Source organism: Ruminococcus sp. (assembly GCF_017549005.1).
Classification (GTDB): Bacteria; Bacillota; Clostridia; order Oscillospirales; family Ruminococcaceae; genus Ruminococcus.
Genome location: NZ_JAFYYT010000022.1, coordinates 52510 through 63895, shown reverse-complemented (window position 1 = coordinate 63895; position 11386 = coordinate 52510). Strand labels below are relative to the sequence as shown.

Genomic DNA, 11386 nt, shown 5'->3' with positions numbered 1-11386 from the left:
AGAAAAGAAGCCCGAACCTCCGAAAAAAGAGGCAAAGGCGGAAGAAAAGAAGCCCGAAACTCCCAAAAAAGAGGCAAAGGCGGAAGAAAAGAAGCCCGAACCTCCGAAAAAAGAGGCAAAGGCAGAAGAAAAGAAGCCCGAACCTCCGAAAAAAGAGGCAAAGGCGGAAGAAAAGAAATCCGAAACTCCCAAAAAAGAGACAAAGGCAGAAGAAAAGAAGCCCGAAGCTCCCAAAAAGGAGGAAAAGGCGGAAGAAAAGAAGCCCGAAGTTCCCAAAAAGGAGGAAAAGGCGGAAGAAAAGAAGCCCGAAGCTCCCAAAAAGGAGGAAAAGGCAGAGGAAAAGAAAACTGAGGAGCCGAAAAAGGCTGAAAATAAAGGCGATTACGAGAAATACGGCGACCTTATCCACGATGAAAACATCGAGATTGACGACGTCAACAACATGGCTATCGACAAGAACGGAACTCTCGTAAAGTACGTGGGAACTACCGAGTCCATAACCATTCCCGACAAGGTCAGCGTTATCGGAAAGTATGCATTCCGCGGCAATGAGACCGTAAAACGGATAGTTATGTCGGACAGCGTCCGCACGATAGATAAATTCGCATTCTGTCACTGTTTCAATCTCGAGGAGATAGTTTTCTCGAAGACTCTCGAGTCTATCGGCGAGAATGCTTTCCTGAAGTGCCTTAATCTCAAGGAGCTTAACTTCCCCGAGTCTGTGAAGCGTATAGGCAAGGGTGCTTTCGGACGCTGCAACGGACTTGAAAGCGTGGTTCTCCCTGCGTATCTGCAGAAGATAAGCGACCTGATGTTCTTCTCCTGCAAGCGCCTGAGAAGAATAGTTATATCGGGTTCTGTTGAATCTATAGGTAACGCAGCTTTTTCCGAGTGCTACAGCCTTAAAAAGGTGATTATTTCCGACTCGGTAATATCTATCGGCGAAAGTGCTTTTTCGTGGTGCAGATCTCTCGAGCAGATAACTATTCCGGATACGGTCAAATCCATAAGCAACTGGGCATTTTACGGTTGTCAGAATCTTATGGATCTGAAGATAAGTATGTACACAAAGGACATCAAGGAAGACGCATTCTGCGGCTGCGAGAGCCTTTGTAATATCAATATAAGCGAATTTGACGATGAAAACATACCGCTTGACCTTATAAGAAAGGGTCATAAAGCGACTATAAGGATACTCAAGCAGGTAAACCGTAAAAAAGCCGAGCGTTATGCCCGCGAACACGGTTTCAGCACATTGTTCATATGACAGCAAAACAGGAGCTTTTTAAGCTCCTGTTTTTATATATTATTAAGGGGGGGAATGATGAAAAAAGTCATGTTTTTTCGATAAATCCGCCTGTTTCGGACTTATCCTTTTCGCCGAAGCCGCCGTTCTGACCGCCTTTAAAGCCGCCGGCTCTGCCGCCGAAATTTCCGCGCTCACCGAACTTTTCAGTCGCGCCAGATTCTCCGTCAAAATTGTCGGGCAAGCCCTCAGGAGGTGTAAGATCGCCGTCAGCAAATCCTTCGGGAGGCGTGAAATTACCGTCAGGTCTGCCGCCGAAGCCTCCCATGCCTCCCATACCGCCGTGACCGCCCATCATGGACTGCGGTATCTCGTCGACCTCTTCGCCGTTAACGATGATAGTTCCGCCGTTGAACTCTGCAGAGGTCTCATAGTCGAAGGAGGACATCTGTGCGGTAACGTCGATAGTTCCGCCGTTTACGATTATCCTGCCGTTGGAGTCAACTCCGTCTGTATCGCCCTGACCCATGGTTATTGTGGTCTCGCCGCCGTTGAACTCCACAACGATATCGCAGGCAGAGCTCTTTTGTGAAGCGTTTATTCCGTCGTCAGAGGCGTCGATAGTGATATTTCCGCCGTTTATCTGCACATATGTGGCTTCAATGCCCTCGGAAGAAGTTATACTGAACGTTCCTCCGTCTATCTGAACATAGGTAATTCCCTGTATACCGTCGCTTTTGGCGTTTATGTCAAAGTTTCCGCCTGCGATCCAGATCTGACCGAGAGTGTCGTCGTCGCTGTTTTCACAGTGGAATCCGTCCTTGTTGGTCTTTACTGTGAAGCTTCCGTCATATATTGAAATAGAGTCGTTAGCCTCAAAGGCGTCCTTTGCCGTTGTCATATTATATGTACCGCCTGTTATTTTGAGGTCGTCCTTAGTTGAGATACCGTTTCCGTATGCAGAATATACCGTAAGAGTACCTGTTCCGTTGAGGACGAGGTCTTCCTTTGAGAAGATGACAGCGTCGGTATTGGTATCGCCGTCAGCTGTGAACTCCTTGTTTACCGCAAGTGAACTGCCCTTATCTGTGGTGGTGACGAATACCTTGTCTGCTGAAACTGCATAGATTGCGGGGAAGTCTTCGTTTTCTATCTCAACTCCGTCGAGAACGAGCTGTATTTTAGCGTTTTCGTCCGCATTTATCCTGATAGTGCAGTTTTTTGCACTGCCGCTGATGATATAAACTCCCTCGTCAGTGATATCAATGGTCTTTCCGTCGGAAACAGTTATGCTTTTCGCCTCTGAGGTATCGGCAGTCTGCGAAAGATCACGGTCAGAAAACATATTTACGGTATTTATAACAGCTGCGGAACTGCTCTTTGAAGCTGTTTTTTCTGCCTTTTCAGACTTTGTGCTCTTTTCGGTCACGTCACTTCCGCTCTCTGAAGCTGCTGTGTTTACGGTCTTTTTCAGAAGCTCCTGACTTCCGCTGTTATCCGAACAGCCTGTAAAAGCGCTGAGAGCCATTATAAGTACTGCGAGACCTGCCGCGGTTTTCTTTAAAGTGTTTTTCATAAATACGCACCCTTTCTTATTTTTGGAGTGTGGTTTGTTTCTATGGTTATAATATACACCATTATTTTGTAAATTTAAGAAAGACAGTGTGAAATGAGTCGGAAAGCTTTGTGTGAGAAAACCACGTAATGTGGAATTTCTGACGTGGAATCTGATAAGTCTGTGAAAAAAACTCAGATTTATGCAAAATTTACTATTGACAAAACTATTTTTAAGTGATATAATACATACAAATAAATGCGAAGACAGAGAGAAGTAGCGCAGAAATTCGTTTTCAGAGAGTGCGGGAAAGGTGTGAGCCGCATATCAGAGTCTGTGTGAATAACACTCCCGAGCAGCAAACCGAAAGAGTGTCTGAAGAACAGGGCAGCGTATGTTCTTTAAGGAGCAGCGTATGTTTTTCTTAAAGACTTGAGTAGGGGCGACGTATTCCGCACGTTACAGCGGCTCAAAAGTGATCGCTTTTGCGGTAATTCAGGTGGCACCACGGGTATTGCGCCCCGTCCTGTATTTTCAGGACGGGGCTTTTTGTATTCCTGCTCGTCCTGTGCACATTAAATAATGAAAGGAAAATTATTATGAAGCACATTGATGTCAAGGAGATCATAACCACTAAGGACTATATCGGCAAGGAGGTAACTGTTTGCGGCTGGGTGCGTACATCGCGTAACTCCAAGAGCGTTGCCTTCGTTGAAGTCAACGACGGTACTTCACTCAAGAACATACAGGTCGTAGTTGACAAGGGCGACAGCGACTTCAAGGAGCCGAGAGTCGGTATGTCAGTAAAGGTAACAGGTACCGCTGTTGAGGGAAGAAACGAAACTGTCGAGATAAACGCTGCTCCCGAGGGCATAACTGTACTGGGCGACGCTCCCACGGACTATCCTCTCCAGAAGAAGGGACATACTCTCGAATTCCTCCGTACTATCCCTCACCTCAGAGGCAGAACGAATACATTCAACGCTGTATGGCGTGTACGTTCCGTGCTTGCAGCTGCAATACACGAATACTTCCAGAAGAACAACTACGTTTACGTAAATACTCCCCTTATCACAGGCAGCGACTGTGAGGGCGCAGGTGAAATGTTCCAGGTAACAACTATAGGCTACAGCAAGGACTACAAGAACGAGGAGGAGTACTACGCTGACGACTTCTTCGGCAAGAAGGCAGGACTTTCGGTATCGGGTCAGCTTGAGGGTGAAATGGCTGCAATGGCTATGGGTAAGATCTATACCTTCGGTCCTTCGTTCAGAGCAGAGAACTCCAATACTCCAAAGCACCTTGCCGAGTTCTGGCACATCGAGCCCGAGGTGGCTTTCGCAGAGCTTGACGACGTTATCGAGATAGCTGAGAATATGCTTAAATACGTTATCCGCAAGCTTCTTGATACCTGTCCTGATGATATGAAGTTCTTTGACGCTCATTTTGAAAAGGGACTTATCGCTCGTCTTGAAGAGCTCATCTCCCACGACTTTGCAAGAGTTACCTATACAGAGGCTATCGACCTCCTCAAGAAGTCGGGCGAGAACTTCGTATATCCTGTAGAATGGGGCTGCGACCTTCAGACAGAGCACGAGAGATATCTCTCCGAAAAGGTGTTCAAGAAGGCTGTATTCGTAACAGACTATCCGAAGGAGATAAAGTCCTTCTACATGAAGCAGAACCCCGACGGAAAAACAGTTGCGGCTGTTGACCTCCTTGTTCCCGGAGTCGGCGAGATAATCGGCGGAAGTGAGCGTGAGGCTGATTACGATAAGCTTATTGCTGCTATGAACGAGAGGAAGATGAATCTCGAACTCTACAGCGACTACCTCGACCTGAGAAAGTTCGGTTCGGTACCTCACGGCGGCTTCGGTCTCGGCTTTGAGAGACTTATCATGTATACAACAGGTATGGCAAATATCCGCGACGTAATACTCTTCCCGAGAACAGTCGGCTCTATAAGATAATTTAACGGCTTTGCCGTTAAATTATCCAGCCTTTAGCCATAAGCCATTAGCCTTTAGCTTTTTTGCAGGGGCGGATATTATCCGCCCGGGTAATGGCTGACGGCTTGAAAAGTACAGCACAGAAAACATCAATGGCGCTGTTTTCTGTTCAATTATATCTTAATGTAAAGGAAAGTGATCTATCATGTCAAAAAAGCTGTATATCCCCGAGGGCTATAAGTCAGCTCTCACACTCAGAGAAACTCAGCACGCTATCAAATACATCAAGGACGTATTCCAACAGGCGCTTTCGTTTGCTCTTACTCTTGACAGAGTATCGGCTCCCCTGATCGTTAAAAAGGGAAGCGGTATAAACGACGACCTTAACGGCGTTGAGCGCAAGGTGGACTTCGACATAAAAGAGATCGCCGCAGAAGCAGAGGTAGTTCAGTCACTTGCCAAGTGGAAGCGTATGGCTCTCTACCGCTACGGCTACAACCCGGGCGAGGGCATCTATACAGATATGAACGCTATCCGACGCGACGACGATACTGATAATACACACTCTATCTTTGTTGACCAGTGGGACTGGGAAAAGGTCATCACACGCGATCAGAGAAATATCCACTTCCTCAAGGAAACTGTAAAGTCTGTAGTCAAGGCTATTGCATATACAAAGAGAAAGGTAAGCCTCCGCTATCCTCAGCTTGCAGCTAAGGTCTGCGACGAACCTTACTTCATCACAACTCAGGAGCTTGAGGATATGTATCCCGATAAGACAGGCCATGAGCGCGAGCGCCTTATCACCAAGGAGCACAAGACTGTATTCCTTATGGGTATCGGCGGCAAGCTCGCAAGCGGCGAGAAGCACGACGGAAGAGCTCCCGACTATGACGACTGGTCGCTGAACGGCGATATCCTCTTCTGGGACGAGGTACTTGACGATTCTCTCGAAATATCATCTATGGGTATCCGTGTTGACGCAGAGTCACTGAAAAAGCAGCTGGCTGAGTGCGGCGCTGAGGACAGAATGCAGTACAAGTATCACCAGATGATAGCCGACGGCACACTTCCGCTCACTATCGGCGGCGGTATCGGTCAGTCAAGACTTTGTATGTTCATGCTTGAAAAAGCTCATATCGGCGAGGTACAGTCCTCGATATGGTCTGACGAGATGATAGAGAAGTGCGCTCAGAACGGAATAACACTTCTTTGAGCTCTGAAAATTTCATATTGTAATGTAGTCCGCAGACGGTTTTGTATCGTTTGCGGACTTTCTGTAATTCGGACGTTTTCAAACCACCTTTCTATAAGGGGGCTGAAACCGGGGCATATTAAACGGAAAACCGTTTAATAAGAAAAAAATAATTTTGCAATTCTGCGTTTTACACAAAAATGCATCTTTGAAGTTGTGCAAAAAACAAAGGCTGTCAAAGGCAGCCTTTAATTTGAATATTAGTTCCAGACTAAAATTATGTTTAACCGCGGAGCTCTGCGCCGATAGCGCTGAGAGCCTTCAGAACGCGCTTCATAGCTCCGTCAGCCTGTTCGTCGGTGAGAGTTCCCTCGTGCGAACGCATTGAGATAGAGTATGCGATACTCTTCTTGCCGCTCTTCTTCATATCATCGCTGCGGTAAACGTCGAAGAGAGTTACCTTTTCAAGTATCTTTCCGACTGCGCCCTTGATAGCCTTTTCGAGCTCTGCAACAGGCATATCCTCGTCCACAAGGAGACTGAGGTCACGGGTAGTTGCAGGGAACTTCGGCAGGGGCTGATAGGTTATCTTCTCAGCTGCAGCTGCCATGAGCTCGGGGATATTCAGCTTTGCAACATAGGTCTTTACGCCTATCTCATAGGTCTCCTGTACCTCGGGGTGAACCTCGCCCATAATGCCGAGATGAACGCCGTCCTTGAGAATAACTGCGCTTCTGCCGGGGTGGAGAGCGTACTTCTCGTCGAATACCTCGCAGTCGCCTGCGCGTACATACTCGACGTCATCTATCCTGAGCTCTGCAAGGAGCTGCTCAACCATGCCCTTGAGGGTGTAGAAATCGGACTCGCCGCCGTACATACCTATTGTAAGTCTCTGAGGCTCATCAGGGAGAGAGTAGCTGTACCTGTGCTTCTGCTTGCCGCTGTTTGCAAGAGTATCGCCGTTTATGAAAGGCTTTTCCTCCTGTGCAGGGAGGTACTCCTTAGCTATCTCGAAGAGGCAGGCCTTTTCATTGCGGTTGTTGTAGTTGAATGAGAGCACATCGAGCATCGAGGGGATAGTTGAAGTTCTCATAACGCTGGTGTCCTCGCCGAGAGGGTTAACTATCCTTACTACCTTGCGGAGCTTACTGTCGGCAGGGAGCTTTATCTTGTCGAAGTACTTGGGCGATACGAATGAGTAGGTAGCAATCTCGCAGCCGCCGAGAGCAACTGCCGCGTTTCTCAGTGTGCGGACGAACTTCTGCTCCTCGGTGAACTCTGCTCTTGCTACGCCGCGGAAATCAGTTGAGGGGATATTGTTGTAGCCGTAGATACGTGCAACTTCCTCCGCGATATCAGCCTTGCAGCCGATGTCTATACGGAACGACGGAGCTATCACCTTACCGTTCTCTACCTTGAAGTCAAGGCGCTCGAGGTACTTTATCATGTCAGCCTCGGAGATGTCCGTGCCGAGGAAATTGTTTATCCATTCTGCGCTGAAATCTACTGTAGCCGGAGTCTTGTCGGTGTAGTCGCAGTCGATGACTGTGTTGAGAACTTCGCCTGCGCCGAGTTCCTCAACGAGCTGGAAAGCTCTCTTTAAGCAGGTCATTGAGATAAGTCTGTCAACACCCTTTTCGTAGCGTGAAGAAGCGTCGGATTTGAGGCGGAGAGCCTTTGATGTGCGTCTGACCTGTGTGGGCTCAAAGTACGCGGACTCAAATACAACTGTTGTGGTGTCGTCCATGATACCGCTGTATTCGCCGCCCATGATACCTGCAACTGCAACGGGCTTCTTCTCGTCGGCGATAACCAGCATATCCTCTGTGAGCTCACGCTCAACTCCGTCGAGAGTCATTATCTTCTCGCCGTTCTTAGCGTTGCGGACATTTATATGAGCTCCCTCAACATAACGGAGGTCGAAAGCGTGCATAGGCTGACCGTATTCGAGCATTACGTAGTTTGTGATATCAACGAAGTTGTTGATGGGACGGACGCCGCTTGCACGGAGACGCTCTCTCATCCAGCGGGGTGAGGGACCTATCTTTACGTTCTTTACGATGCCTGCACAGTAGCGCTGGCACTTCTCTGTGTTGTGGATATCTACTTTCAGCATTGAGTTGATATCGCCGTCAACGCCCTTGAACTCGGGAGCCTTTACCTTGAGCTCCGTGCCGTAGGTAGCGGCAGTCTCTCTTGCAAGACCGATAACGCTGAGGCAGTCGGGACGGTTGGAGGTTATCTCGAACTCAACGGAAGTATCGTCAAGACCGATAGCTGTATGGATATCCTCGCCGAGTTTGCAGTCCTCCTCGATGACAAAAACGCCCTCGGGGTCTGCATAGGGGAAGTCGTGAGCTGTGAGACCAAGAGTATCAAGTCCGCAGAACATACCGAAGCTCTCAACTCCGCGCATCTTGCACTTCTTTATACTGCCCTCGGGGAGAACAGCTCCGTCAAGAGCAACGGGAACGAGGTCGCCCTCCTTGACGTTCTTTGCGTTGGTTACTATCTGTATGGGAGCCTCTGCACCGATGTCCACCTGACAAACGAACAGAGCGTCTGCGTTTTCGTGAGGTCCCTTTGAGAGAATCTTACCGACTACTACATTGGAGATATTGCTTCCCTCTTTTTCATAGCACTCTACCTTTGAGCCGCTCATTGTGAGGGCATGGCAGAAATCCTTTATAGGCATATCGGCTTTTACATAGTCGCCGAGCCATTTCATAGATAAATTCATATCTCTAATTCCTTTCGATTAATTATAGCTTTTCCTGTATAAATACAGTACCGTTATTTCTGCATCTGATGTATTCATTCACGGCTTTAAGCAGATACTCCATATCCTCACGGCTGTTGACACAGAATTTATCACTGCCGCCTACATAGCCTATCATAAGAAAACAACCGCTTTTCACACCGGAAGCTCCGTAGCCTGTATTCACCTGTGAGATATTTCTAATGTCCTTTGAAGGATATATCCTCAGTGAATATTCGTTTATCACCCATTCATCAGATATACAGAATTTATTTTTAAAATTAAGTTGACAATTCTGCTTATACTTATCATATTCTGCTCTTGTTGAAAAACCAAGCTTTTTTACCATTTCCGACTTCTTAGAAAGTGTATATATATAAATTGCCAATGCGGTCAGTACAAATATGATAAATATCAATGCTGCACTTTCTTTGGACATAGTTCTTCTATGGTGATACCTTAATGCAGCATCTGAGATCACGCAGACATTATATAGGAATTTCATCAGAACTGCTCTAAAAATCTTACGTCATTCTCGTAGAGGAGACGGAGATCGTTGATATCGTAGCGGCCCATTACCATACGCTCAAGTCCGAGACCGAATGCGAAGCCCGAGTACTCGCTGCTGTCGATACCGCAGTTCTCAAGTACCTTCGGGTGTACCATTCCTGCGCCGAGGAGCTCGATATAGCCCTCGTCCTTACACATTGAGCAGCCCTTTCCGCCGCAGTTGAAGCAGCTTATATCCACCTCGCAGCTGGGCTCGGTGAAGGGGAAGTGGTGAGGACGGAAACGGAGCTTGCAGTCGTTGCCGTAGAGCTTCTTCATGAGCATTTCGAGAGTGCCCTTGAGGTCGCTCATGGTTATGCCCTTGTCAACTACAAGTCCCTCTATCTGGTGGAAGAGGGGGGAGTGTGTGGCGTCAACGGCGTCTGAACGGAAAACTCTTCCGGGAGAGATGATACGGATAGGGGGCTTCTGGTTCTCCATAACGTGTACCTGTACAGAGGAGGTCTGTGTACGGAGAAGTACGGATTCGTCAGTGCCCTCGATGTAGAATGTATCCTGAGTATCTCTTGCAGGGTGATCGGGAGGAAGATTGAGAGCCTCGAATACGTGGTAATCGTCGTCAATCTCGGGACCGTCGGCGATATTGAAGCCCATTCCGATGAATATCTCTCTTATCTCATTCTCCACCTTTGTGAGCGGGTGGAGCTTGCCGAAGGGAGCGTGTTTGCCCGGAAGAGTGATGTCGATCTTTTCCTCTGCAAGCTTTGCAGCCTGTGCGTTTGCTTTCAGTGAAGTAAGCTTGCTGCCGAGAGCCTCTTCAATATCTGCTCTTACCTTGTTTGCGAGCTGACCGATAACGGGTCTTTCTTCTGCGGAGAGCTGTCCCATCTGTTTGAGTATGGCAGTGAGTTCACCCTTTTTTCCGAGGAATTTTATCCTCAGGTCGTCCAGCGCCTTGATCTCGGTGCAGGATTCCAGTTCCTGCTTAGCCAGCGCTTCAATCTTTTCAAGCTGTTCTTTCATTGTTTCACCTCATAATAATGCTTAATCCTTAATGCATAATGCATAACTGCGGTGTCCGCTTCGCGGACAGATCAAAAGAATACTGAAAAAAACATGATCATTGCCTGTGCTTCAATTCTGCGTATTTCTGCACAATGCCGGGGCAATTACCGATAATTATGAATTATGCATTCTGAATTATGAATTAAAAAAAGCCCTGTCCAACAGGACAAGACTTAAACCTTGCTTTTATACCACCCATTGTCAGGAGAGCCGACACTCTCTTGTCTTTAACGCAGACATACGTCGGCAACCTACAACAGCTGAAAACAGCCGCTTCCGTTCCGCCCCTCGTGAGTGAACTTCGGAATGCGTCGTTACGGAGCGCTTTCACCTTTTCGCTCCTCTCTGAAGAAACTCCTGCATTCTTACTCTCTCAGTCATCGGGTTATAAACTTATTATATACGCCGTTTCAGAAAAAATCAAGAGCTTTTTTGAAATTTTTTCCACGGGGGAGATACACTTGTGAAAAAAAGATGAAGCAATTGAAAATTTTGAACGGATTTGTTGCAATCTGACGGAAAATGTGTTATCATATATTTGCATGACCAATAAAAAGGAAACGGAGAATAAAAAATGGATAATTTTGCTGAACAGCTCGTAAAAAAGAACGAAACAAACGCCGATAAGACACGAAGGATAGCAATGCTTATCGTTGGTATACTGTTTACTTTGGCACTTCTGCTCCTTGCGCTTCTGGCGGGACGTCCGCTGGTGATGTTCCTCGGATTTGCACTTGCGGCAGCTTCAGGCTACGGAACTTATCATTTCGTGCAGAACACCTATGTTGAGTACGAATATACATTTACCAACGGCGATCTCGACGTGGACAAGATAATCGCAAAGAAGAAACGCCGTGAAATGCTTTCCACAAGCATAAGACAGTTCACCGACTTCGGCAAATACGAGGACGGTATGGAAGAGTCAGCGGATATGACAGTTATAATGGCTACGGACAATATAGCTTCTCATGAGTATTATGCGGATTTTACCGACGAAACAGTGGGCTCGGCAAGGCTCATATTCGTTCCCGACGAGAGAATGCTCGAGAATATCAGGAAGTTTCTTCCTGCAAAGCTGAGAACAAAGCAGCTGTGATTTAACTGAGTC

General features: G+C 47.3%; 8 protein-coding genes and 1 other annotated feature. Of the genes, 4 read left to right on the top strand and 4 right to left on the bottom strand.

Annotated elements, in window-relative coordinates; translation table 11 throughout:
* Positions 1 to 1267 (top strand): leucine-rich repeat domain-containing protein (locus tag IKW96_RS06370; protein ID WP_296571901.1); only part of this gene is annotated, 1267 nt, incomplete at its 5' end.
* 67 nt (positions 1268 to 1334) lie between these two features.
* Here IKW96_RS06370 and IKW96_RS06365 read toward each other — a convergent pair.
* Entirely contained in the window at positions 1335 to 2822 is a 1488-nt protein-coding gene (locus IKW96_RS06365; protein ID WP_296571900.1) for a carbohydrate-binding domain-containing protein, read from the bottom strand.
* 233 nt (positions 2823 to 3055) lie between these two features.
* Positions 3056 to 3333 (top strand) — a binding site (T-box leader).
* A gap of 67 nt (positions 3334 to 3400) precedes the next feature.
* Here IKW96_RS06365 and asnS point away from each other — a divergent pair.
* Complete coding sequence (gene asnS / locus IKW96_RS06360) at positions 3401 to 4771, top strand: asparagine--tRNA ligase (protein WP_296571897.1); 1371 nt, start codon at positions 3401 to 3403, stop codon at positions 4769 to 4771.
* A gap of 184 nt (positions 4772 to 4955) precedes the next feature.
* Positions 4956 to 5966 (top strand): aspartate--ammonia ligase, encoded by a 1011-nt coding sequence (gene asnA, locus IKW96_RS06355; protein ID WP_296571892.1) that lies wholly within the window; start codon positions 4956 to 4958, stop codon positions 5964 to 5966.
* A 262-nt stretch (positions 5967 to 6228) separates the two neighbouring features.
* On the opposite strand, the gene pheT is transcribed toward asnA, so the two are convergent.
* From pheT to pheS, 3 genes are all read right to left on the bottom strand, one after another.
* Positions 6229 to 8685: a phenylalanine--tRNA ligase subunit beta gene (gene pheT, locus IKW96_RS06350; RefSeq protein ID WP_296571889.1), complete on the bottom strand. Its 2457-nt coding sequence runs from the start codon at positions 8683 to 8685 to the stop codon at positions 6229 to 6231.
* Between the two features lie 22 nt (positions 8686 to 8707).
* The gene (locus IKW96_RS06345) at positions 8708 to 9052 is read right to left on the bottom strand and encodes a hypothetical protein (RefSeq protein ID WP_296571886.1); all 345 of its coding nucleotides are present in this window, start codon (positions 9050 to 9052) and stop codon (positions 8708 to 8710) included.
* A 155-nt stretch (positions 9053 to 9207) separates the two neighbouring features.
* Positions 9208 to 10236: a phenylalanine--tRNA ligase subunit alpha gene (gene pheS, locus IKW96_RS06340; protein ID WP_296571883.1), complete on the bottom strand. Its 1029-nt coding sequence runs from the start codon at positions 10234 to 10236 to the stop codon at positions 9208 to 9210.
* A 616-nt stretch (positions 10237 to 10852) separates the two neighbouring features.
* Here pheS and IKW96_RS06335 point away from each other — a divergent pair.
* Positions 10853 to 11374, top strand: a complete 522-nt coding sequence (locus tag IKW96_RS06335) for a hypothetical protein (RefSeq protein ID WP_296571877.1) — start codon at positions 10853 to 10855, stop codon at positions 11372 to 11374.
* Positions 11375 to 11386 lie beyond the last annotated feature (12 nt).

Coding starts and splice junctions, on each gene's coding strand:
- IKW96_RS06335 (WP_296571877.1), top strand. CDS start 10,853: ATGGATAATTTTGCTGAACAGCTCGTAAAAAAGAACGAAACAAACGCC.
- IKW96_RS06365 (WP_296571900.1), bottom strand. CDS start 2,822: ATGAAAAACACTTTAAAGAAAACCGCGGCAGGTCTCGCAGTACTTATA.
- asnA (WP_296571892.1), top strand. CDS start 4,956: ATGTCAAAAAAGCTGTATATCCCCGAGGGCTATAAGTCAGCTCTCACA.
- IKW96_RS06345 (WP_296571886.1), bottom strand. CDS start 9,052: ATGGTAAAAAAGCTTGGTTTTTCAACAAGAGCAGAATATGATAAGTAT.
- asnS (WP_296571897.1), top strand. CDS start 3,401: ATGAAGCACATTGATGTCAAGGAGATCATAACCACTAAGGACTATATC.
- pheT (WP_296571889.1), bottom strand. CDS start 8,685: ATGAATTTATCTATGAAATGGCTCGGCGACTATGTAAAAGCCGATATG.
- pheS (WP_296571883.1), bottom strand. CDS start 10,236: ATGAAAGAACAGCTTGAAAAGATTGAAGCGCTGGCTAAGCAGGAACTG.